Raw genomic sequence first — 22,251 nt, forward strand, 5'->3', positions numbered from 1 at the left:
CGGAGCGAAACAGGGAGTTGAAGACGATGGGGTTTCCCGCTCGCCAACCGAGCCGTTTCCGGCTGGGCCTGTTGGGCTGCATCATGGCACTCGGCACCACGTCGGCCTGGGCCGACTCGGCGTTCGATCCCGCCAGCCACCCGGACGTGGCGGCCTGGGTCGACGCCCGGGTGGCCGCCGGCACCGACCGCGACTGGCTGGTCAAGGCCCTGGACGAGGCCGGCTATAGCCAGGACGTGCTCGATGCCATGGCCAGGGCGCCCGAGCACCGCATGACCTGGGGCGAGTATCGCGACATCTTCATCCAGCCCGAGCGGGTCGAGGCCGGCGCAGCCTTCATCGAGGCCCACCGCGACGCCTTCGCGCGCGCCCGGGCGCAGTACGGGGTGGCCCCCGAGGTGATCGCCGCGATCATCGGCGTGGAAACCTACTACGGCCGTCATACCGGCACCCATCGGGTACTCGATTCCCTGGCCACGCTGGCGTTTCACCATCCGTCGCGCGGCGACTTCTTCCGCGGCGAACTGGCGGCCTTCATCGACCTGACCCGCGAGCAGGGCATCGATCCCGCCACGCTCGAGGGGTCCTACGCGGGGGCGATGGGCTACCCGCAGTTCATCCCCACCAGCTATCAGGCCTACGCCGTGGACTTCGACGCCGACGGCAAGCGCGATCTGTGGCACGATCCCGTGGATGCCATCGGCAGCGTGGGCAACTACTTCGCGCGTCATGGCTGGCAGGCGGGCGGGGCGGTCGTCAGCGCGGCCTCGGGCCCGGCCACGCCGCCGGACGGCGTCACCTTCAATCAGGCGCGCGAGCCCTATGTGCGCATCGACGCGCTGGCCGCCAAGGGCATCACCCCCGCCGGGAGCACCGGCCTGGACGGTGCGCAGCGGGTCGTGCCGCTGGCGCTCGAGGGAGACGACGGCCGTGTCGACTACCGGCTCGGTCACGAGAACTTCTACGTCATCACCCGCTACAATCACAGCTATCTCTACGCCATGGCCGTGACCACCCTGGCCGACCGCATTCGCGACGCGCGGGAGGCGTCGTCGTGAGGCCGCTCTGGTGGCTGCTGCTGGCGGGACTGCTGGTGCTGGGTGGTTGCGCCTCGGGGGGTGGCGGGGACGGCGGTCGCTACGCCATGTCCCGTGATGCCTACCCGGACAATCCGCCCGATGTCGCCGACGTGCCCGACGCGGTGCCCAGGGTCGAACCGCTGGCCGCCAGCGGCAACCGTTCGACCTATCGGGTCTGGGGCAAGACCTACCATGTGCTGCCCAGTGCCGAGGGCTACGAGGCGGAGGGCACCGCGTCCTGGTACGGCGAGAAGTTCCAGGGCTATGACACCGCCAGCGGCGAGTCCTACGACATGTACAAGATGTCGGCGGCGCATCGTTCCCTGCCGTTGCCGACCTATGCCCGGGTCACCAATACCGACAACGGGCGCTCGGTGATCGTCAAGGTCAACGACCGAGGCCCGTTTCACGGCAATCGCCTGATCGATCTATCCTATGCGGCGGCCGCCCGGCTGGGTATCCTGCGCACCGGGACCGGGCACGTCCGGGTCGAGGCGATCGATCCGGTCGCCTGGCAGGCCCGGCACCGCTCGGGGAGCGAGACCTCGACGTCGCGCTCCCTGGCCTCGCGTCAGGCGTCGTCGACCGATACCCGGGGGCGGCGTGATGCGGCGCCCGCTGCCGACTCGGCGGCGTCGACCCAGGCGCTGGCCACGCGAAGCGCGCCGACGGCGACGGCCATGCCGGCCTCCGGGGCGTCGGGGGCCCGCGCAGAGAACACGACGGCGTCCCGGGTTGCCGAGACCGGCACGTCCGCTACCGGCACGTCCGCCACCGACCCCGTGGCCGGGGACGGAGGGGCATTCTATCTGCAGGTGGCCGCGCTGAACTCGGCCACCAACGCCCGGAAATTGCGCGAACGCCTGCAATCGCGACTCGACCGGCCGGTACGCATCGACAGCGACGCCCGGCTGCACCGGGTTCAGGTCGGCCCCGTGGCCGATCGTTCAGCGCTGGAGGCGCTGCGCCAGCAGTTGCGCGACGTCGGTTATGCCCAGACCTTCGCCGTCACTGCCGGCAACTGATCCGTGTCTTCATTCTTGAAACAAGCAACGAGAAACACCGTCATGAGACTGTCCACTCTTTCTTCTCGCTCCTGGCAGGGACTGGCCGCCGCCGTCACCACGCTCTGCATCGCGTTGGTCCAGCCCGCCATGGCCGAGGATCAGCAAGCCTCGCAGCCCAAGCCGGATTCGTCGATGCAGCAGAGCCTGCCCGAACCGATGATTCCCTCACCGCCCAGTCTCAATGCCTCCTCGTGGATTCTGCTCGACGCCAATAGCGGCGAGGTACTGGTCGAACACAACGCCGACCAGCGCCTGCCGCCGGCGAGTCTCACCAAGATGATGACCGCCTATATCGTCGAGAAGGAGATCAACGACGGCAACATCGCCGACGACGACATGGTCACGATCAGCGAGCATGCCTGGCGCACCGGCGGCTCGCGGATGTTCGTGCGCGAAGGCACCCAGGTCAGCGTCAACGACCTGCTGCACGGCGTGGTCATCCAGTCCGGCAACGATGCCAGCGTGGCGCTGGCCGAGTACGTGGCCGGGTCCGAGCCATCGTTCGTCGACCTGATGAACCAGCAGGCGCAGCGCATGGGGCTCAAGAACACCCATTTCGCCAACGCCACCGGCCTGCCGCACGACGATCACTACTCCTCGGCGCGGGACCTGGCGAACATCGCCCGGCACATCATCCAGGACTTCCCCGATCACTACGAGATGTACTCGGAGAAGTACTTCACCTACAACGGCATCCGTCAGCCCAATCGCAACCGGCTGCTGTGGCGCGATCCGTCGGTGGACGGGCTCAAGACCGGCCACACCGACGCCGCGGGGTTCTGTCTGGTGTCGTCCGCCAAGCAGGACGACATGCGCCTGATCTCGGTGGTGATGGGCACCAATTCCGACGAGGCGCGCGCTCAGGAATCGCAGAAACTGCTCAGCTACGGCTTCCGGTTCTTCGACACCTTCAAGCTCTACCAGCGTGGCGCGGTACTCAACCAGCCGCGGATCTGGGGCGGCGCCCAGGATACCCTCAAGCTCGGTGTCACCGATGCCCTGTATCTGACCGTGCCCAAGGGGCGCCGCGACGAGATGACCGCCAAGCTGAACATTCCCGAGACCATCAAGGCCCCGGTACAGGCCGGGCAGCAACTGGGCACCCTGCAGGTCAAGCTCGGCGACGAGGTGATCCGCGAAGAACCGCTGGTCGCGCTGCAGAGCGTCGAGCAGGGTGGTTTCTTCAAGCGCATCTGGGACGCGGTGCTGCTGTTCTTCACCGGGCTGTTCTGATCCGCATGTCCCTGCCGCCGCGTGGCGGCGGGCCAGGGTCGCGGCGACGTCGCGACCTTGGTCGATCTGGCGAGGTTGCGTAGAATACGCGCAGATACCCTTCATCGAGTGACCATCATGACCGACAAGTCCCTTCGGGATCTGCGTGTCGAGGCGCCACAGGCCGGCACCGGCGCGCCCAAGGTCGAATATCCCTGCGACTATCCGATCAAGATCGTCGGCGACGCCGCGGACGACTTCCAGGCCACCGTCATCGACATCGTCGAGCAGCACGCTCCGGGCGTCGACCGCACCACCATCACCGCCGTCGACAGCCGCAATGGCAAGTACCGCTCGGTGCGCGTGACCATCACCGCCACCGGCGAGGAGCAGTTGCGTACGCTGTTCGCCTCGCTCAAGGCCTCGGGTCGCGTCCACATGGTGCTGTAATGAGCGCCCTGGACGTCTATCGTCTCGGGCGTCTGCCCTATGAGCCGGTCTGGCGGGCGATGCGCGACTACACCGATACGCGCACGCCGGAGGCGCCGGACATGCTGTGGCTGGTCGAGCACGACCCGGTCTTCACCCAGGGGCAGGCGGGGCTGGCCGAGCATGTACTGATGCCGGGGGACATCCCGGTGGTCGCCACCGATCGGGGCGGCCAGGTCACCTATCATGGCCCCGGCCAGCTGGTGCTGTATCCGCTGCTCGATGTGCGGCGTCATCATCTGGGCGTGCGCGACCTGGTGACGGCACTGGAAAACGCCGTCATCGATGCCCTGGCCGAACACGGCGTCGAGGCGCGGGCCCGGCCCGATGCCCCGGGTGTCTACGTCGGCGAGGCCAAGATCGCCTCACTGGGCCTGCGCATCCGTCGGGGCTGCAGCTTTCACGGGGTGGCGTTCAACGTCGACATGGATCTCGCGCCCTTCGCGCGCATCAACCCCTGTGGCTATGCGGGCCTGGCGATGACCCAGCTTCGCGAGTGCGTCGCCGGCCCCGTGCGGCTCGACCAGGAGGCCTCGCGGCTGATCCGCTGCCTGGCGACGCGCCTGGGCATCGAGTCCCTCGTCGAGCATGAGGGCCTGCCCGCCGGGCTTGCCCCCGACGCCGCTTCCCGCGTCGGCTGACTCTCTGCCACGGGCCCCTTCGCGGTGCCGCAAACGACGAGCCCTCTGCAGGCGACTGCAGAGGGCTTTCTTGTCTTGCGAGCGGCAAGCTTCGGGCGTCCGTCAGGCGTCGACCATCGGCAGGCACACGAAGCTGGGGCCGGGGGCGGGTTCGATCGGGGCCTTGAAGTGGGCGTTGAGCTCCGGTAGCAGTTCGCGCAGAAAGCGCAGGAACAGTTCGGTCACCGGGGTCGGGTAGCGGTCCTTGGGATAGACCGTGCACCACGAGCGCTTGAGCGGGAAGCCGGGCAGCGCGGGGGAGGCGAGCAGCCCCGAGGCCAGTTCGAGCTGGACGGCCAGTCGCGGCAGCACGGCGACGCCGAGATGCGCCATCACGCCCTGCTTGATCGCCTCGTTGGTGCCCAGCTCCAGGGTGTGCGCCAGCGATACCCGCTCGCGGGCGACGAACTCCTCGAAGGCGGTGCGCGTCCCGGAGCCGGGTTCGCGCATCAGTACATAGTGCTGGGCGAAATCCTCGAGGGTCGGCTTCGCGGCGGTGAGCAGGGGGTGGCCGGGCCAGACGATGGGGATCATCTCGTTGTCGAGGATCGGCATGAAGGAGAGGTTGGCGTCATCCGGGACCATGCCCATGATCACCAGGTCGTCGCGCCGCTCGGCGAGGCGTTCCAGCGCCTGGCCGCGGTTGCAGACCCGCAGTCGGATATGGACCTCCGGGTAGCGTGCCCGGAACCGCGCCAGGATGTGCGGGACCACATACTGGGCGGTGGAAACCGCGGTCAGGTTGAGTTCGCCGCGGATGGTGCCGGCCAGCTCCGACAGTTCCATCTGCAGGCTCGAGACCTGACCGAAGATCGACTGCACGCTCGCCGCCAGGGCGTCCGCGGCCGGCAGCACGTGCAGGGTCTTGCCGGCGTACTTGAACAGCGGTTGTTCGAGGGCCTGCTCGAGCTGGCGAATCTGGGCGCTGACCGCGGGCTGGGTCAGGCCCAACTGCTCGGCCGCCCGCGAATAGGACTGCTGCCGATGCACGGCCTGGAAGACCTGCAGCTGTCGAAAGGTCAGTCGATTGAGCAGATGGGGGCGCGACATGGCGGTTTCCGCGTTAGGTATAAGCCGTAACTTATAGCTTGGCAAAAAAATATCAATTTTTCTATTGGCAACGAGCCGGGTAGCGTAAAAGGCACACCCTGCGAGGCCAAGGAAACGGGCAAGCAACCCGCTAGTTTTTCGCATGCCTGTCGTGGACGCAACCCTGGAGGACAGACCGTGTTCCGGAAACTGTTGATCGCCAACCGCGGCGAGATCGCCGTACGGATCGTGCGTGCCTGTGCCGAGATGGGCATTCGCTCCGTCGCCATCTATACCGAGCCGGACCGCTTCGCCCTGCACGTCAAGCGGGCCGACGAGGCGCATTTCGTCGGCGACGATCCGCTGGCCGGCTATCTCGACCCCCGGCGGATCGTCGATCTGGCCCGCGAGACCGGCTGCGATGCCATCCATCCGGGCTACGGCTTCCTCTCGGAGAACGCCGACCTGGCACGGATCTGTGCCGAGGCGGGCATTGCCTTCGTCGGCCCCGATGCCGCGGTGATCGCCAGGATGGGCGACAAGACCGCGGCGCGGGCCGCGATGCGCGAGGCGGGCGTGCCGGTCACGCCCGGTTCGGAAGGCAACCTGGCCGATCGCGAGGAAGCCCTGGCGCTGGCCGAGGAGATCGGTTATCCGGTGATGCTCAAGGCCACCTCGGGCGGCGGCGGTCGCGGCATCCGCCGCTGCGACGACGCCAGACAGCTCGAGCAGGCCTGGGACCGGGTGATCTCGGAGGCCACCAAGGCCTTCGGCAGTGCCGACGTCTTCATGGAAAAGTGCGTGGTCGAGCCACACCACATCGAGGTGCAGGTGCTCGCCGACCGCCATGGCCACGTCATCCACCTCTTCGAGCGTGACTGCTCGATCCAGCGCCGCAACCAGAAGCTCATCGAGATCGCCCCCAGCCCGCAGTTGACCCCCGAGCAGCGTGCCTACGTCGGCGAGCTGGCGGTGCGCGCCGCCAAGGCGGTGGGTTACGAGAACGCCGGCACCGTGGAGTTCCTGGTCAAGGGCAACGAAATCTACTTCATGGAGATGAACACCCGCGTTCAGGTCGAGCATACCATCACCGAGGCGATCACCGGGGTCGACATCGTCCGCGAGCAGATCCGTATCGCCGCGGGGCTCAAGCTGGCCTTCCGCCAGGAGGACATCCAGCACCACGGCTACGCGATCCAGTTCCGCATCAACGCCGAGGATCCCAAGAACGACTTTCTGCCCACGTTCGGCCGCATCACCCGCTACTACGCGCCGGGCGGGCCCGGGGTGCGGACCGACACGGCGATCTACACCGGCTACACGATCCCGCCGTACTTCGACTCCATGTGCCTGAAGCTGATCGTCTGGGGCCTGACCTGGGAGGAAACGCTGGATCGGGGCATTCGGGCGCTCAACGACATGCGCCTCCAGGGGGTCAAGACCACCGCGCCCTATTACCAGGAGATCCTGCGTCATCCCGACTTCCGCCGCGGCGAGTTCGACACCGGGTTCGTTCCCGCGCATCCGGAACTGCTCAACTACTCGGTGAAGCGCAACCCCGAAGAGGTCGCGCTGGCCATCGCCGCCGCCATCGCCGCCCACGCCGGACTATAACAAGGAGAGACTCATGAGCCCGATTCAACCCGCGCGGGTCCAGGTGACCGACGTCGTGCTGCGTGACGGCCACCAGTCGCTGATCGCCACCCGTTTGCGCACCGAGGACATGCTGCCGATCTGCCCGCAGCTCGACGCCATCGGCTTCCACTCGCTGGAGGTGTGGGGCGGGGCGACCTTCGATGCCTGTGTGCGCTTTCTCAAGGAGGACCCCTGGGAGCGGCTGCGCGCCTTGAAGGAGGCGCTGCCCAACACACCGCTGCAGATGCTGCTGCGCGGCCAGAACCTGCTCGGCTATCGCCACTACGCCGATGACGTGGTCGAGCGCTTCGTCGCCAAGGCCGCCGATAACGGCGTCGACATCTTCCGCGTGTTCGATGCGCTCAATGACCTGCGCAACCTCGAGACCGCCATGCGCGCGGTCAAGGCCAGCGGCAAGCACGCCCAGGGCACGCTGTGCTATACGGTCAGCCCGGTGCATACCCTGGCGATGTACATCGACCAGGCCCAGCGGCTGGTCGACATGGGTGCCGATTCGATCGCCATCAAGGACATGGCGGGCCTGCTCACGCCCTATGCCACCGAGGAGCTGGTCGCCGCGCTGGTCGAGGCGGTCGAGGTGCCGATCCACCTGCATGCCCATGCCACCTCGGGACTCTCGGCGCTGTGCCATCTCAAGGCCGTCGAGGCCGGTTGTCGTTATATCGACACCTGCAACTCGGCGTTCGCCGGCGGCACCAGTCATCCGTCCACCGAGTCCATGGTCGCCGCCTTCGCCGGGACCGATCACGACACCGGGCTCGACCTCGAGGCGCTCAAGGAGATCGGCGACTATTTCCGCGAGGTACGCAAGAAGTATGCCGCCTTCGAGAGCGAATTCACCCGCGAGGACGTCTCGGTACAGATCAATCAGGTGCCGGGCGGGATGATGTCCAACCTCGCCAATCAGCTCAAGGAGCAGAACGCCCTGTCGCAGATCCGCGAGGTGTTCGCCGAGATCCCGCGGGTGCGTGCCGACCTGGGGTATCCGCCGCTGGTCACGCCCACCTCGCAGATCGTCGGCACCCAGGCGGTGATGAACGTGCTGACCGGCGAACGCTACAAGACCATCACCAACGAGGTGAAGCGCTATCTGCAGGGCGGTTACGGCCACCCGCCGGCCGAGGTCGACGCCGGGATCCGGCGGCGGGCGATCGGCAACGAGCCGGTCGAGGAGGGGCGCCCCGCCGATGCGCTGGCGCCGGAGATGGCGCGCCTGACCCGGGACATCGGCGAGCTCGCCGAGGGCGAGGAGGACGTGCTGACCTTCGCCATGTTCCCCGAGCTGGGCCGCGACTATCTCGAGGGGCGCCGCGACGGCACGCTCACCCCCGAGCCGCTGCCCGCCCCGGATGACGGCGGCGGGCGTCCGGTTACCGAGGGGGTGCCCACCGAATTCGTGATCGACGTCCACGGTGAGTCCTACGAGGTGCAGATCACCGGCGTGGGCAGCATCGGCGGCAAGCGCCAAGTCTATCTGACCCTCGATGGCATGCCCGAGGAAGTCGTCTTCGAGGCCAAGGACGACTACGTCGGCGGCGGCGGTGCGGGGCGTGCCCAGGCCTCGCAGCCCGGTCATGTCACCACCTCGATGCCCGGCAACATCGTCGACGTGCTGGTCGAGGTCGGCGATTCGGTCGAGGAAGGCCAGGCGGTGCTGATCACCGAGGCGATGAAGATGGAAACCGAGGTTCACGCCCGCGTCGCCGGTAGCGTCAAGGCGGTCCACGTCGCCCGCGGCGATCGCGTCACCCCCGGCGAGGTGCTGATCGAGATCGAGTGACGCGTCGCGTCGCCTGGTGTCATGCTGACCCGGCCTTGTGCCGGGTTTTTTCCGTCGCGGCCACGATCGCCTATGCTGTCAGCGTTGCTACCCGGATTATTCGGCTAGCGGGGCGCATCGAGTCGCCGGGCGTCGGTCTTGTCACGCCGGCATCTGGCGCCTACCTGGCCCTCCTCAAGAGAGCCACCAAGGAACCAATGGGAGACACCTCATGGACGACAGACATACCTCCGACGAATTTGGCCGGTTGATCGACCGTTGCTGCGACCAGGCGGGTCGCGTGGATGCCCGCAGTGCCCTGGCAGGCGGGGCCCTGGGCCTGCTGCTCAGCAGTCGTCACGGCCGCGGCCTGCTGGGCAAGGCGCTCAAGTACGGCGTCGTGGCCGGGTTGGGCGCGCTGGCCTGGCAGACCCGTCGGCAGCGCAGCGGCTACGACGCCGACGAGGCCCGCGAGATGACCCGGCCGCCGGCGGCGAGGCCCGGGGACGGCGAACCGTCCGAGGCCGGCGACGCGCCGCGAGACGCCGGCGCCTCCGGCGAGGCACCGCGCGCTCCCGGCTTCCCCGGACCCTGACACGGGGCAACGCCCGAACCCGGCCGTTCGGGCGTCGTCCGCGGCCTGACGATCCCGGCCACGGGGTCAGTCACGACCCGGTGTGGCGCTGATCTTGTGCAGCGACAGGTCGGCGCCCTCGAATTCCTGCTCTTCGCTGAGGCGAATGCCGACGATGGCCTTCAATCCGCCATAGATGCCGGCCCCGGCGATCAGTGCCAGGACGATGCCCAGCAGCGTTCCCGCGCATTGCGAGGCGAGGCTGATGCCGCCCAGGCCCCCCAGCGCCTGCTGACCGAACAGTCCGGCGGCGATACCGCCCCAGGCGCCGCAGATCCCGTGCAGGGGCCAGACCCCCAGCACGTCGTCGATACGCCAGCGGTTCTGCGTCTGCGTGAACAGCACCACGAACAGCGCGCCGGCCACCGCGCCGGTGGCCAGTGCACCGAGCGGGTGCATGAGATCCGAGCCGGCGCAGACCGCCACCAGGCCCGCCAGGGGGCCGTTGTGAATGAAGCCGGGGTCGTTGCGGCCCAGCGCCATCGCCGCGAGGATGCCGCCGACCATCGCCATCAGCGAGTTGACGGCGACCAGTCCGCTGATGCCGTCGAGCGTCTGGGCGGACATCACGTTGAAACCGAACCAGCCGACCGTCAGCGTCCAGGATCCCAGCGCCAGGAAGGGGATGCTCGAGGGTGGATGGGCGGCCACCGCGCCATGGTGCGGATAGCGGCCCCGGCGCGCACCCAGCAGCAGCACCGCGACCAGCGCGACCCAGCCGCCAAAGCCATGGACCACCAGGGAGCCGGCGAAGTCATGGAAGGGCTGACCGAAGGTCGCTTCCAGCCAGGCCTGGATCTGCCAGTTGCCGTTCCAGACGATGCCTTCGAAGGTGGGGTAGGCCAGGCCTACCAGCAGCAGCGTGGCGGTGAACTGCGGGTAGAAGCGTGCCCGCTCGGCGATGCCGCCGGAGATGATCGCCGGGATCGCCGCGGCGAAGGTCAGCAGGAAGAAGAACTTGACCAGGCCGTAACCGTGATCGAGCGAGAGCTGCTCGGCGCTGGCGAAGAAGCCATTGCCATAGGCGATGGCGTAGCCGACCACGAAGTAGGCCAGCGTCGAGGCGGCGAAGTCGGTGATGATCTTGACCAGGGCGTTGACCTGATTCTTGGCGCGTACCGTACCCACCTCCAGGAAGGCGAAGCCGGCGTGCATGGCCAGTACCATGCAGGCGCCCAGCAGCAGGAACAGTACGTCGGCACTCGAGGGAATGTCAGTCATGGCGTGTGAGTTCGTTGTCTACGGGTTCGTTGCGGTGAACTAGCGGGGTCGTGCACTGCGGTAAAGGGGCTTGCACGTTTTGTGCCAGCTTTTTTATCGCCATTTCTCAACGGGTTGGGCGTAGGGTGAGCATTTCTGGTGCGTGTTGTGCGCTATTCGGGTGCGTCGTCGGGGATCTTGTGCACTGTTTTTGTGCTTTCGGGCGGTCTCGGTGCCACGGTTTGGCGCATTCGCCCGCAGGCCCGATTTTCATGATTGCCGGCTGCAACCACGCCCGGATGGCGTTATGCTGATCTTGCAGTGCAGCAAATTTCATCGGAGCCCACTCATGCTTCCCGTTCAAGCTTCTCTCGCGCGGACGATGTCGGCGTTCTGGGACCCCCTGGGGCTCGGTCAGGCCGCCATCGACTACTGGCGCGACACCGTCGAGCGCAGCGTGCTGTATCTCGACGTCATGCGCCAGCGCGGGAATCAGTATCTCGAGCATATGGAGCAGACCCGGCCCAGCGTGCTGGGATTCGAGGTCGAACTGCTCGTCGATGGGCGCGACTTGCCGCGTCCGGTCAACTACGAGTTGATGCGCATCGTGCCCCCCGAGGGCATCGAGATCGACGAGGACCGGCGGCCCTTCGTGGTCGTCGACCCGCGTGCCGGCCACGGGCCCGGCATCGGCGGCTTCAAGCCCGACAGCGAGATCGGCGTGGCGCTGCGTGCCGGGCATCCGTGCTACTTCATCGGCTTTCTGCCGTTTCCGGTGCCCGGCCAGACCGTGCTGGACGTCGTCGAGGCCGAGGCGCATTTCCTCCACGAGGTGATCGCGCGTCACCCCCAGACCGTCGAAAAACCGATGGTGGTGGGCAACTGTCAGGCCGGCTGGCAGCTGATGATGGCGGCGGCGCTCGAGCCCGACTGCTTCGGGCCCATCCTGATCGCCGGCGCACCGCTGTCCTACTGGGCCGGCGAGCGCGGCAAGGCGCCGATGCGCTACAGCGGCGGCATGACCGGCGGCAGCTGGGTCACCGCCTTCGCCAGCGACCTGGGGGCCGGCAACTTCGACGGCGCCTGGCTGGTGCAGAACTTCGAGAAGCTCAATCCGGCCAACACGCTCTGGACCAAGCAGTACCGGCTGTTCGCCAACATCGACACCGAGGCCGATCGCTACCTCGAATTCGAACGCTGGTGGGGCGGACACGTGGTGCTGGCCGGCGAGGAGATCCAGTACATCGTCGACAATCTGTTCGTCGGCAATCGCCTGAGCACCGCCCAGTTGCTGACCCGCGACGGGCGCCGCATCGACCTGCGCAACATCCGCTCGCCGATCGTGGTGTTCTGTTCCAAGGGCGATGACATCACGCCGCCGCCCCAGGCGCTGGGCTGGATCACCGACCTCTACGACAGCGTCGAGGACATCCAGGCCAACGAGCAGACCATCGTCTACTGTGTCCACGATACCACCGGCCATCTGGGGATCTTCGTGTCGGGCAGCGTCTCGCGCAAGGAGCATGCCGAGTTCACCGCCAACATGGACTACATCGACATCCTGCCCCCGGGTCTCTACGAGACGCAGGTCACCGAGCGCCCGCCCAGCGAGGCAGCACCGGTCGACGGCGATTACCTGCTCGAGTTCACGCCGCGAGGCCTCAAGGACGTCGACGAGATCGTCCAGCCGCTGCACGAGGACGAGCGGCGCTTTGCCACCGTGGCGCGGCTGTCGGAGATCAACCTGGGGCTCTACCAGCGCTACCTGCAGCCCTGGATGCATGCCCTGATGACCCCCGAAGCGGCACGCTGGATTCGCCGCATGCACCCCATCCGGCTGGGCTACAAGCTGCTGTCGGATCGCAACCCGGCGACCGTCCCGTTGCCGGTGATGGCCGATTACGTCCGTGCCAACCGCGCCCGGGCGGGGGAGAACAACCCCTTCCGGATCGCCGAACGCATGCTCTCCGACGACATCGTGCGCATGCTGGACAGTTATCGCGATGTGCGTGACCGCGCCACCGAGTGGACGTTCATGGAGATCTATGGCCAGCCCTGGCTGCAGATCCTGGCCGGGTTGGGCGTCGATCGCGGCGCGGTGCCGAGCCGCCGCCCCGGGCAGGAGCCGGAGCACCGTCGCTTCGTCAGCCAGCGCCGCGAAGAGATGCGCGCCAGGATCGATCAGGGCGATGTTCACGATGCCGTGATGCGGGCGATCATCTTCGTGCTCGGCGGGGCTCCGTCGACCGACGAGCGCAATTTCCAGCGCCTCAAGGCGACCCGCGCCGAAGTCGAGCCCAATCTCGACCTCGAACGGTTCAAGGCGCTGGTGCGCGAGCAGTTCTTCATTCTCAAGCTCGACCCGCAGGCCGCGCTCGGCGCGCTACCGACCCTGCTGGAAGGCGAGAGTGCCGAGACTATCGACGCGCAGCTGCAGCACATCGAGCACGTGGTCGAAGCCAGTGCGCCGCTCTCGGATCGCACCCAGGATCGCCTGGGAAAGGTCAGAACGTTGTTCCTTCGGGCGCGTCAGGCGGTGCGCGACGCGTCTCCGGTGACGGCCCTCGGTGGCGAGACCGGCAAGGCCGAGGTCGAGAAAGCCGAGGCCGAAGCGGTTGCCTCCGGAAAGCGCCAGTCCGGGACGCGCACGGCGCAGGACGGTGAAGCGTCAGGCGATGACACGGCCGAGACGCTCGCGGAAGCCCCACCGGCGGCGCAGCCAGCGGGTCAGGCGGCATCGGAAACCCAGCGATCGGGGCCGAGCGAGGGCACCACGAACCCCGAGGCGGCGGGCAAGGAACCGGGCCAGCGCACCACCGGCAACCGTCGCAAGCGCACGCCGCCGAAGCGCTCTTCCTGAGCCTGTCGCGGGTCCGCCACCCGCGCTGATCCGATGGCTCGTCGCGAAAAAAGGCGCCCCCGATAGTGATCGGGGGCGCCTTTTCACGTCTCGCCAGGGGGCTCGGGCCCTCAGGGCTGGGTACGCGAGGCGACCCAGTCGCTGGCGTCGGGAACATCGACGTCGTGATTTTCCGACAGATAGGGCGAGGTGATGATGAAGTCGGCGCTGGCGGCGTTGCAGGCGACCGGCACGTTCCACAGCGCGGCCAGGCGCAGCAGGGCCTTGACGTCCGGGTCGTGGGGCATCGGCGAGAACGGATCCCAGAAGAAGATCAGCAGGTCGAGACGCTGCTCGGCGATGCGGGCGCCGATCTGCTGATCGCCCCCCAGGGGGCCGCTCATCAGCCCTTCGACCGGCAGACCCAGGGTATCGGCGACACGCCTGGCCGTGGTGCCGGTGCCCAGCAGCTCATGCTGTGCCAGGGTCTCGCGCCAGTGCCCCGCCCAGTCCAGCAATTCCTGCTTCTTGCCGTCGTGAGCGATCAGCGCAATCCGCTTGCGACCCGGCAGGGTGCGCCGGGTATCGCGGCTGGGGCGCTGGGCGTTCATGCCTCGGCCCCCAGATCGAGGATCTTCAGGGTGTTGGTGCCGCCGTGGGCGTTCATGTGATCGCCACGGGTGAGGATCACGTGATCGCCGTCCTGGGCGATGCCGCGCTCGCGCAGCACCTGCAGGGCACGCGCGTCGAGGCCCTCGGCGGGGATGTCGGTGGTGTCGAAGGGCAGCGAGACCACCCCGCGATACAGCGCCATGCGCCGCTGGGCGATGGGGCTGTGAGCGAGGCCGACGATGGGCAGGCCGGAACGGATGCGGGAGGCGATCAGCGGCGTGTAGCCGGTAGCGGTCATGCAGGCGATCGCCGCCACCCCGGAGAGGTGGTTGGCGGCATACATGGCGGACAGTGCCACCGTCTCGTCGATCCGCGAGAAGCCCTCGTGGATGCGGTGCTTGGATTCCTGGGCGCTGCGCTCGCGTTCGGCGCCCAGGCACAGCCGGGTCATCGCCTCGATGGTCTCCACCGGGTAGTCGCCGGCGGCGGTCTCGGCGGAGAGCATCACCGCGTCGGTGCCGTCGAGCACGGCGTTGGCGACGTCGAACACCTCGGCGCGGGTGGGCAGCGGCGAGTCGATCATCGATTCCATCATCTGGGTGGCGGTGATCACCGCGCGGTTGAGCGAGCGGGCGCGCTGGATCAGGCGCTTCTGCACGCCGATCAGCTGGGCGTCGCCGATCTCCACGCCGAGGTCGCCGCGGGCCACCATCACCGCCTCGCTGGCGCGGATGATGCCGTCCAGGGTCTCGGCGTCGGCGACCGCCTCGGCGCGCTCGACCTTGGCCACCAGGCCGATCTCCGCACCGGCCTCGCCGAGCAGCTCGCGGGCGAGCTGCATGTCGGCCGCCGAGCGCGGGAAGGACACCGCGAGATAGTCGACGCCGATGTCGATGGCGGTCTTGAGATCCTCGCGGTCCTTGTCGGTGAGCGCGGCGGCGGAGAGCCCGCCGCCCTGCTTGTTGATGCCCTTGTTGTTGGAGAGCTTGCCGCCGACGCGCACCGTGGTGTGCACCCGCGGCGGTTCGACCCGCTCCACCGCGAGCTCGAGGCGGCCGTCGTCGAGCAGCAGCACGTCGCCCGGGGCGACGTCCTCGGCGAGGGCCTTGTAGTCGCAGCCGACCCGGGTGGCGTCACCGGCATCGCGTTCCAGCGAGACGTCGAGGACGAAGGGCTGGCCGGTCTCGAGGGTCACCGCGCCCTCGGCGAAGCGAGCGATGCGGATCTTGGGCCCCTGCAGGTCGCCGAGGGCGGCAACGCTGCGGCCGTGACGCTCGGCGGCCTCGCGCACCGCGGCCAGGCGGCGGCGGTGGTCATCGGCAGAGCCGTGGGAGAAGTTGAGGCGTACCACATCGACGCCGGCCTTGATCATCGCGTCGAGCACGCCCTCGCGATCGCTGGCGGGGCCGAGCGTGGCGACGATCTTGGTACGACGAATCGGGGCGTGGCCGTGCAATGCTTCCGGCATGAGTATCTCCTTAGCGGGCCGCTTTTCGTGAGCCTGGCCGTTTCGTGAGCCTGACTATAAAGGTGGCAAGAAAGCCTGAATGCGGAAACCGTTTTTTTCCGGGCGACAGGCGCCGGGCAGGTGGCATCCGTTTATGTAGTCATTTTACTACATAATAGTACAGCACAATGCCGGGTCACGGAAAAGGCCCGCCCGGCGGCAGCCGGACGGCCTGCCGTGTGCTGTCGACAGGATGGCCGAACGGGAACGCGTCCGGCGCCGGCGTATCGGCGCAGCAAGCGGCACGCAACGACGACGCCGGACTCTCCCATGAGAGTCCGGCGTCGTGACAGGGTGATGACGCTCGGTCCGGCGGGTCAGCTGACGTTGAGGGTGGGAATCCGGTTGGGATCGGTTTCCTGGCCGGGAACCTGGGCGGGGGAGGCGAGTTCCAGTCCCAGGTTGTTGTTCTCGAAGACCCGATCGGCCCGGTAGCTGGAACGCACCAGGGGGCCGGAGGGCACTTCCATGAAGCCCTTCTCGAGGCCCTGCTGGCGATAGCGCTCGAACTCCTCCGGCGTCACCCAGCGTTCCACCGGCAGGTGGTTGCGGGTGGGGCGCAGATACTGGCCCAGGGTGACGATGTCGACGCCGATGGCCCGCAGGTCATCGAAGGTCTGGAGGATCTCCTCGTCGGTCTCGCCGAGGCCGAGCATCAGGCTGGTCTTGGTGAGGATGTCGGGCCGGTGGCGCTTGGCGTGGGCGAGCACGTCGAGGGTCTTGCGGTAGCCGGCGCGGGCGTCGCGGACGCGATGGGTGAGGCGTTCCACGGTCTCGACGTTCTGGGCGAAGACTTCCAGGCTCGAGTCGACGACGCGTTCGACGTAGGCGGGCACCGCGTCGAAGTCCGGGGTCAGCGCCTCCACCACCACCTCGGGCGTGCGGGCCTTGATGGCGCGGATGCAATCGGCGTAATGGCCGGCACCGCCATCGGCCAGGTCGTCACGATCCACCGAGGTGAGCACGATGTAGCGCAGGCCCATCAACTCGACGGACTTGGCGGTGTTCTCGGGTTCCTCGGCATCCAGCCAGCCCTTGGGGTTGCCGGTGTCGACGGCGCAGAAGCGGCAGGCGCGGGTACACACCGAGCCCATCAGCATGATGGTGGCGGTGCCGTTGCTCCAGCATTCGCCCATGTTGGGGCAATGGGATTCGGCGCACACGGTGCTCAACCGGTGTTCCGAGACATTGCGCTTCACGGCATCGAAGCGTTCACCACCGGGTATCTGTGCACGCAGCCACTTCGGCTTGCGGCCGAGGGCGGGGTTGTCCGCCTCCTGCTGCCTGCGCTGCTTCATGCCGTCCTTGATCGCGGTCGCACCGTGTTCGTTGCGGTACTTTTCCCCGCTGGACACCGGTTTGGCGGTCCTGTTGCTCATGATCTGCGAGCCTCTCCGTTCGGCGGCTATGCGTCACGCCCACGCGTCAGTCAGGGGGCGCCCGTGATGTCAAAGCGGGACGGCCGGCGCCGGGCATGGCGAATCTATCGGTACGGGCGATAACTTAGCATATCGTCGGCTTGACTGGACAGGTGACTTGGTTGCTGGATCGCGCGAGGCCGCGGGCGGCGTCGCTCGCCTCTTGTGAATCCGGTCGTCCTCGGGCTAGGTTCAAGGGGCCGCCCGGCGCGACTGGCGTGATGCGGGTGGCTGGGGTAGGGTAGGCGCATTTTTCCGCCGGGAGCCCAGCGCTTCCGGTACGACGGACAGGTGCCGCGTCAACATTCGCTTGGCGGCGGCCAGTAAAAGTGGAGCACTATGGGCAAGTCACTGGTCATCGTCGAGTCGCCGGCCAAGGCCAAGACGATCAACAAGTACCTCGGCAACGACTACATCGTGAAGTCGAGCGTCGGCCATATTCGCGACCTGCCGACCAGCGGCTCCGGCAAGAATGCCAGCGATCCCAAGGAGCGCGCGCGTCAGGCCGCGGCGACCCGCAAGATGTCGCCGGACGAGAAGGCCGCCTACAAGAAGCACAAGGCCTGGAGCCAACTGATCCGGCGCATGGGCCTCGACCCGGAGAACGGCTGGGAAGCCAACTACGAGATCCTGCCCGGCAAGGAGAAGGTCGTCGAGGAACTGGCCAAGCTGGCCAAGAAGGCCGATGCCATCTATCTCGCCACCGACCTCGACCGCGAGGGGGAGGCGATCGCCTGGCACCTGCGCGAGACCATCGGCGGCGACGACGCGCGCTACAAGCGGGTGGTGTTCAACGAGATCACCAAGAACGCCATCCAGGAGGCCTTCAAGGAGCCGGGCAGTCTCAACATGCCGCGGGTCGAGGCCCAGCAGACGCGCCGCTTCCTGGACCGCGTGGTGGGCTTCATGCTCTCGCCGCTGCTGTGGAGCAAGATCGCCCGCGGGCTCTCCGCGGGGCGCGTGCAGTCCGTGGCGGTGCGCCTGATCGTCGAGCGCGAACGCGAGATCCGCGCCTTCGTGCCCGAGGAGTTCTGGGACGTGCATGCCGACCTGAAGCCGGCCGGTGGCGACGAGAGCGTGCGCTTCGAACTGGTGCGCCAGGACGGCAAGCCGTTCCGGCCCACCTCCGAAGCCGAGACCCAGGAGCGTATCGCCGCGCTGAGCAAGGCCGGCCTGGCGATCACCGCCCGCGAGGAGAAGCCGACCCGCTCCAAGCCCAACGCGCCGTTCATCACCTCGACGCTGCAGCAGGCCGCCAGCGGCCGGCTGGGTTTCTCGGTGAAGAAGACCATGACGCTCGCCCAGCGGCTCTACGAGGCGGGCTACATCACCTACATGCGTACCGATTCCACCAACCTCTCCCAGGAGGCGGTGAATGGCGTGCGCGACTACATCGGCAGCGAATTCGGGCAGCGCTACCTGCCGGAATCGCCCAACCGTTACTCCAGCAAGGAGGGCGCCCAGGAGGCTCACGAGGCGATCCGCCCCTCCGAGGTGACCCGCACCGCCGCCGATCTGGCGGGCATGGAGCGCGACGCCGAACGGCTCTACGAGCTGATCTGGCGTCAGTTCGTTGCCTGCCAGATGATGCCCGCCGAATACCTGTCGACCACGCTCACCGTGGAGGCCGACGGCTACGAGCTGCGCGCCAAGGGCCGGGTGCTCAAGTTCGACGGTTACACCCGGGTCATGAAGCCCGCCGGCAAGAAGGACGAGGACCAGACCCTGCCCGATCTGGCCGAAGGCACGGTCATGGAGCTGGTGAAACTCGATCCGCAGCAGCACTTCACCAAGCCGCCGGCGCGCTACACCGAGGCGAGCCTGGTCAAGGAACTCGAGAAGCGCGGCATCGGTCGGCCGTCGACCTATGCCTCGATCATCTCGACCATCCAGGACCGTGGCTACGTCAAGCTCGAGAACCGCCGCTTCTATGCCGAGAAGCTCGGCGACATCGTCACCGATCGTCTGGTCGAGTCGTTCGGCGACCTGATGGACTATAGCTTTACCGCTCGCATGGAGGACAGCCTCGACGAGGTGGCCGAGGGCGAGCGCAACTGGAAGGCGCTGCTCGATGCCTTCTACGCCGAGTTCCGCGCCGAACTGGAGCAGGCCGAGGGCGAGCAGGGCATGCGCCCCAACCAGCCGGTGCCCACCGACATCGACTGCCCCAAGTGCGGACGCAAGATGCAGATTCGTACCGCCTCCACCGGCGTGTTCCTGGGCTGCTCGGGCTACAACCTGCCGCCCAAGGAGCGCTGCAAGACCACCATCGACCTGATCCCCGGTGAAGAGGCGGTGGCCGCCGACGCCGGCGACGATGCCGAGACCGATGCCCTGCGCGCCAAGCACCGCTGCCCCAAGTGCGGCACGGCGATGGACAATTACCTGATCGACGAGACCCGCAAGCTGCATATCTGCGGCAACAGCCCGGATTGCGACGGCTACGAGATCGAGACCGGCAAGTTCAAGATCAAGGGCTATGAAGGCCCGACCATCGAGTGCGACAAGTGCGGCGCCGACATGCAGTTGAAGTCGGGGCGTTTCGGCAAGTACTTCGGGTGTACCAACGAGAACTGCAAGAACACCCGCAAGCTGCTCAGGAACGGCGAGGTCGCGCCGCCCAAGATGGACCCGATTCCCATGCCGGAGCTGGCCTGTCAGAAGGTCGACGATCACTATGTGCTGCGCGACGGTGCCAGCGGGCTGTTCCTGGCGGCCAGCCAGTTTCCCAAGAATCGCGAGACCCGCCCGCCGCTGGTCGCCGAGCTCAAGGCGCATGCCGAGGAACTGCCCGAGAAGTACCACTTCCTGCTCGATGCGCCGAGCGAGGATCCCGACGGGCGTCCCGCGCAGATCCGCTTCTCGCGCAAGACCAAGAGTCAGTACGTGATGACCGAGCAGGACGGCAAGGCCTCCGGCTGGAAGGCCACCTTCGAGGACGGCCGCTGGCAGATCGAGGACAAGCGCAAATGACCCCGCGAGGGCGCACCAATCAGTTGCTCTACCAGGCCGAACTGCTGCTCGAGGCGCCGGTCGGCGACGACGAGCACGCCGTGGCGCGGCGCATGGCCCAGGAAGAGGGCGCCCTGGCCACGCTGGGCCTGGCGCTGGATGCCACGCTGCGCGAACTCACCGAGCACGCGGCGCTGGCACGCCACGACTGGCGCGAGCTGCTCGGCCCTCAGGGCGAGGGGGTGGCCGAGTTGCGCCGCCTGCGCGCCCTGCGCGAAGACCCGGAAAGCTGGCTGGCGGGGCTCTGCCAGCGGCTCGACGCCCTGGCCGGGGTGGATGGCGTGGCGCGCCGCGAGCGTAGCGAATCGCTGATCGTCGCCGCCGACCGGATTGCGCTGGGCGACGAGTTGCGCGGATTCCTGCGGGCCTTCAAGGCCGAATTGACGGCGCTGCGTGAAACCAGTTTCGAATGGTGACGCCCGAGCGGCGTAAGTGATAAGCTGACGGCATGAGAACGACGACCATGGCCCATGCGCTGTGGTCGTTTTTTGTTGCCGTGGCACAAGACCGTAGCGAGGTGACCGTGTCAGAAACCGCTGTGCTGGAAATCGTCGAACTCGCCGATGGCGAAGTCATTCTGCGGCCCGCCGAGGGCGACGGCGAACCCTTGCTGAGCATCCGCTTCTCCGACGAGGCGGCCGATCTGCTGCGCCAGAGTCGCTTCGACGTGGCCCGCGAGATGATCGATCACGCGATCACCCGGACCCGGCTCTGGGAGGGGGATGCCAGTGACGAGGAGGTCGTGAAGCCGGGAACCGTCCACTGACGTTCACCGGCCATCATGAGCCGCTTTCATGATCATCCTGAAAAGTCTCCGTTAGCCAACTCATCATTCGCTCGGCATAGTGCGCTCCACACTCGAACGATGGAGCCGTACCATGCCGATGCCTCCCTTCCGTGCCGACACCGTCGGCAGCCTGTTGCGCAGCGACTCCCTCAAGCAGGCGCGCGCGCGCTTCCATGACGGCAGCATCGACGCCGGGACACTGCGTGACGTCGAGAACGAGGAGATCCGCCGGGTCGTCGCGCGTCAGGAGTCACTGGGCCTGAAGGCCGTTACCGACGGCGAATTCCGACGCGCCTGGTGGCATTTCGACTTCCTCGAGCGGCTCGACGGCGTCGAGGGCTACCAGGCCGAGCAGGGCATCCAGTTCCAGGGCGTGACCACCCAGGCGCGCAGCGTGCGGGTGACCGACAAGCTCGGCTTCCCGGCCGACCATCCGATGCTCGATCACTTCCGCTTCCTGGCCGACACGGTCTCCTCGGCGACCGCCAAGATGACCATTCCCAGCCCCAGCGTGCTGCACTTCCGCGGCGGGCGGCGCAACATCGATAGCAGCGTCTATCCGAGCCTCGACGGCTTCTTCGCCGATCTGGCCGACACCTATCGCGATGCCGTGCGCGCCTTCCACGCCGCCGGTTGCCGCTACCTGCAGCTCGACGACACCGTCTGGGCCTATCTGTGTTCCGCCGAGCAGCTGGAAGCGGTGCGCGAGCGTGGCGATGACCCGTCGCGGCTGCAGTCGATCTATGCCGAGGTGCTCAACCACGCCCTGGCCGGGCGGCCCGACGATCTGCATGTCAGCCTGCACGTCTGCCGCGGCAACTTCCGCTCGACCTGGATCAGCGAGGGCGGCTACGAGCCGGTCGCCGAGACGCTGCTGGGCGGGGTCGACGTCGATGCCTACTTCCTCGAGTACGACACCGACCGGGCCGGCGGTTTCGAGCCGCTGCGCTTTCTGCCGGAGGGCCACAAGCAGGCGGTGCTGGGGCTGATCACCACCAAGAGCGGCGAGCTGGAGCCGGCGGAGGCGATCGAGCGGCGCATCGAGGAGGCACAGCGCTTCGTCGCCCGGGACCAGCTATGTCTGAGCCCGCAATGCGGTTTCGCCTCCACCGAGGAGGGCAACCGCCTCAGCGAGGACGAGCAGTGGGCCAAGCTGGCTCGGGTGGTGGAGATCGCCCGGGACGTCTGGCCCGACGCCTGACGGCCGTCACCCGGCCTCGCGGTGCGGGGCCACGCCTAGATCCGGCCTGCGGGGCGACGAAAGATCGCGC

Annotated in this window: 18 protein-coding genes; 13 read left to right on the forward strand and 5 right to left on the reverse strand. The window is 67.5% G+C overall.

The genetic code is table 11. The annotated features are described in order from the left end of the window. Positions 1-26: 26 nt before the first annotated feature. The 5 genes from mltB to lipB all read left to right on the forward strand — a co-directional run bounded on the left by mltB (position 27) and on the right by lipB (position 4,488). Positions 27-1,058 (forward strand): lytic murein transglycosylase B, encoded by a 1,032-nt coding sequence (mltB, locus tag KGR00_RS16245; protein ID WP_224419663.1) that lies wholly within the window; start codon positions 27-29, stop codon positions 1,056-1,058. Then, positions 1,055-2,104 (forward strand): septal ring lytic transglycosylase RlpA family protein, encoded by a 1,050-nt coding sequence (locus KGR00_RS16250; protein WP_224419664.1) that lies wholly within the window; start codon positions 1,055-1,057, stop codon positions 2,102-2,104. Before mltB ends, KGR00_RS16250 begins: the two co-directional genes overlap by 4 nt. A gap of 42 nt (positions 2,105-2,146) precedes the next feature. Further along, a complete protein-coding gene (locus tag KGR00_RS16255; RefSeq protein WP_224419665.1) occupies positions 2,147-3,379 on the forward strand; it encodes a D-alanyl-D-alanine carboxypeptidase family protein in 1,233 nt (410 codons plus the stop codon). 117 nt (positions 3,380-3,496) lie between these two features. Beyond that, entirely contained in the window at positions 3,497-3,808 is a 312-nt protein-coding gene (locus KGR00_RS16260; protein WP_129138740.1) for a DUF493 domain-containing protein, read from the forward strand. Further along, positions 3,808-4,488, forward strand: coding sequence for a lipoyl(octanoyl) transferase LipB (lipB, locus tag KGR00_RS16265; protein ID WP_129138739.1), 681 nt, complete (start codon positions 3,808-3,810; stop codon positions 4,486-4,488). Before KGR00_RS16260 ends, lipB begins: the two co-directional genes overlap by 1 nt. Positions 4,489-4,590: 102 nt before the next feature. Here the strand turns inward: lipB and KGR00_RS16270 are convergent, their stop codons facing one another. Further along, complete coding sequence (locus KGR00_RS16270) at positions 4,591-5,577, reverse strand: LysR family transcriptional regulator (RefSeq protein WP_129138738.1); 987 nt, start codon at positions 5,575-5,577, stop codon at positions 4,591-4,593. Between the two features lie 177 nt (positions 5,578-5,754). Here KGR00_RS16270 and KGR00_RS16275 point away from each other — a divergent pair, with 177 nt between their 5' ends. From KGR00_RS16275 to KGR00_RS16285, 3 genes are all read left to right on the forward strand, one after another. Beyond that, the gene (locus KGR00_RS16275; RefSeq protein ID WP_224419666.1) at positions 5,755-7,170 is read left to right on the forward strand and encodes an acetyl-CoA carboxylase biotin carboxylase subunit; all 1,416 of its coding nucleotides are present in this window, start codon (positions 5,755-5,757) and stop codon (positions 7,168-7,170) included. Positions 7,171-7,183: 13 nt separating this feature from the next. Continuing rightward, positions 7,184-8,992: a sodium-extruding oxaloacetate decarboxylase subunit alpha gene (gene oadA / locus KGR00_RS16280; RefSeq protein WP_224419667.1), complete on the forward strand. Its 1,809-nt coding sequence runs from the start codon at positions 7,184-7,186 to the stop codon at positions 8,990-8,992. Between the two features lie 211 nt (positions 8,993-9,203). After that, positions 9,204-9,566, forward strand: a complete 363-nt coding sequence (locus KGR00_RS16285) for a DUF533 domain-containing protein (protein WP_224419668.1) — start codon at positions 9,204-9,206, stop codon at positions 9,564-9,566. Positions 9,567-9,632: 66 nt separating this feature from the next. On the opposite strand, the gene KGR00_RS16290 is transcribed toward KGR00_RS16285, so the two are convergent. After that, positions 9,633-10,826, reverse strand: a complete 1,194-nt coding sequence (locus KGR00_RS16290) for an ammonium transporter (protein ID WP_224419669.1) — start codon at positions 10,824-10,826, stop codon at positions 9,633-9,635. 328 nt (positions 10,827-11,154) lie between these two features. Here KGR00_RS16290 and KGR00_RS16295 point away from each other — a divergent pair, with 328 nt between their 5' ends. Next, positions 11,155-13,665, forward strand: a complete 2,511-nt coding sequence (locus tag KGR00_RS16295; protein WP_224419670.1) for a DUF3141 domain-containing protein — start codon at positions 11,155-11,157, stop codon at positions 13,663-13,665. A gap of 110 nt (positions 13,666-13,775) precedes the next feature. Here the strand turns inward: KGR00_RS16295 and KGR00_RS16300 are convergent, their stop codons facing one another. The 3 genes from KGR00_RS16300 to lipA form a co-directional block, all read right to left on the reverse strand. Then, entirely contained in the window at positions 13,776-14,255 is a 480-nt protein-coding gene (locus KGR00_RS16300; RefSeq protein WP_224419671.1) for a methylglyoxal synthase, read from the reverse strand. Next, positions 14,252-15,724: a pyruvate kinase gene (pyk, locus tag KGR00_RS16305; protein ID WP_129138731.1), complete on the reverse strand. Its 1,473-nt coding sequence runs from the start codon at positions 15,722-15,724 to the stop codon at positions 14,252-14,254. The genes KGR00_RS16300 and pyk overlap by 4 nt, the downstream gene beginning before the upstream one ends. Positions 15,725-16,080: 356 nt before the next feature. After that, entirely contained in the window at positions 16,081-17,142 is a 1,062-nt protein-coding gene (lipA, locus tag KGR00_RS16310; RefSeq protein ID WP_224419672.1) for a lipoyl synthase, read from the reverse strand. 378 nt (positions 17,143-17,520) lie between these two features. On the opposite strand from lipA, the gene topA reads away from it, so the two are divergent. From topA to KGR00_RS16330, 4 genes are all read left to right on the forward strand, one after another. After that, on the forward strand, positions 17,521-20,154 hold the full coding sequence (gene topA, locus KGR00_RS16315) for a type I DNA topoisomerase (RefSeq protein WP_224419673.1): 2,634 nt from the start codon (positions 17,521-17,523) through the stop codon (positions 20,152-20,154). Then, positions 20,151-20,609 carry a DUF6586 family protein gene (locus KGR00_RS16320; RefSeq protein WP_224419674.1) on the forward strand — a complete coding sequence of 153 codons (459 nt, stop codon included), beginning with the start codon at positions 20,151-20,153 and terminating at the stop codon, positions 20,607-20,609. Before topA ends, KGR00_RS16320 begins: the two co-directional genes overlap by 4 nt. 47 nt (positions 20,610-20,656) lie before the next feature. Further along, the gene (locus KGR00_RS16325) at positions 20,657-20,959 is read left to right on the forward strand and encodes a hypothetical protein (RefSeq protein WP_224419675.1); all 303 of its coding nucleotides are present in this window, start codon (positions 20,657-20,659) and stop codon (positions 20,957-20,959) included. Between the two features lie 112 nt (positions 20,960-21,071). Further along, positions 21,072-22,181: a cobalamin-independent methionine synthase II family protein gene (locus tag KGR00_RS16330; protein WP_224419676.1), complete on the forward strand. Its 1,110-nt coding sequence runs from the start codon at positions 21,072-21,074 to the stop codon at positions 22,179-22,181. Positions 22,182-22,251: the final 70 nt, after the last annotated feature.

Origin of the sequence: Modicisalibacter sp. MOD 31.J (genome assembly GCF_020147985.1) — a bacterium.
Classification (GTDB): Bacteria; Pseudomonadota; Gammaproteobacteria; order Pseudomonadales; family Halomonadaceae; genus Modicisalibacter; species Modicisalibacter coralii.

Coding starts and splice junctions, on each gene's coding strand:
- KGR00_RS16285 (WP_224419668.1), top strand. CDS start 9,204: ATGGACGACAGACATACCTCCGACGAATTTGGCCGGTTGATCGACCGT.
- KGR00_RS16325 (WP_224419675.1), top strand. CDS start 20,657: ATGGCCCATGCGCTGTGGTCGTTTTTTGTTGCCGTGGCACAAGACCGT.
- KGR00_RS16295 (WP_224419670.1), top strand. CDS start 11,155: ATGCTTCCCGTTCAAGCTTCTCTCGCGCGGACGATGTCGGCGTTCTGG.
- KGR00_RS16255 (WP_224419665.1), top strand. CDS start 2,147: ATGAGACTGTCCACTCTTTCTTCTCGCTCCTGGCAGGGACTGGCCGCC.
- lipA (WP_224419672.1), bottom strand. CDS start 17,142: ATGAGCAACAGGACCGCCAAACCGGTGTCCAGCGGGGAAAAGTACCGC.
- KGR00_RS16300 (WP_224419671.1), bottom strand. CDS start 14,255: ATGAACGCCCAGCGCCCCAGCCGCGATACCCGGCGCACCCTGCCGGGT.
- KGR00_RS16320 (WP_224419674.1), top strand. CDS start 20,151: ATGACCCCGCGAGGGCGCACCAATCAGTTGCTCTACCAGGCCGAACTG.
- KGR00_RS16270 (WP_129138738.1), bottom strand. CDS start 5,577: ATGTCGCGCCCCCATCTGCTCAATCGACTGACCTTTCGACAGCTGCAG.
- KGR00_RS16290 (WP_224419669.1), bottom strand. CDS start 10,826: ATGACTGACATTCCCTCGAGTGCCGACGTACTGTTCCTGCTGCTGGGC.
- KGR00_RS16330 (WP_224419676.1), top strand. CDS start 21,072: ATGCCGATGCCTCCCTTCCGTGCCGACACCGTCGGCAGCCTGTTGCGC.
- KGR00_RS16260 (WP_129138740.1), top strand. CDS start 3,497: ATGACCGACAAGTCCCTTCGGGATCTGCGTGTCGAGGCGCCACAGGCC.
- pyk (WP_129138731.1), bottom strand. CDS start 15,724: ATGCCGGAAGCATTGCACGGCCACGCCCCGATTCGTCGTACCAAGATC.
- topA (WP_224419673.1), top strand. CDS start 17,521: ATGGGCAAGTCACTGGTCATCGTCGAGTCGCCGGCCAAGGCCAAGACG.
- lipB (WP_129138739.1), top strand. CDS start 3,808: ATGAGCGCCCTGGACGTCTATCGTCTCGGGCGTCTGCCCTATGAGCCG.
- mltB (WP_224419663.1), top strand. CDS start 27: ATGGGGTTTCCCGCTCGCCAACCGAGCCGTTTCCGGCTGGGCCTGTTG.
- oadA (WP_224419667.1), top strand. CDS start 7,184: ATGAGCCCGATTCAACCCGCGCGGGTCCAGGTGACCGACGTCGTGCTG.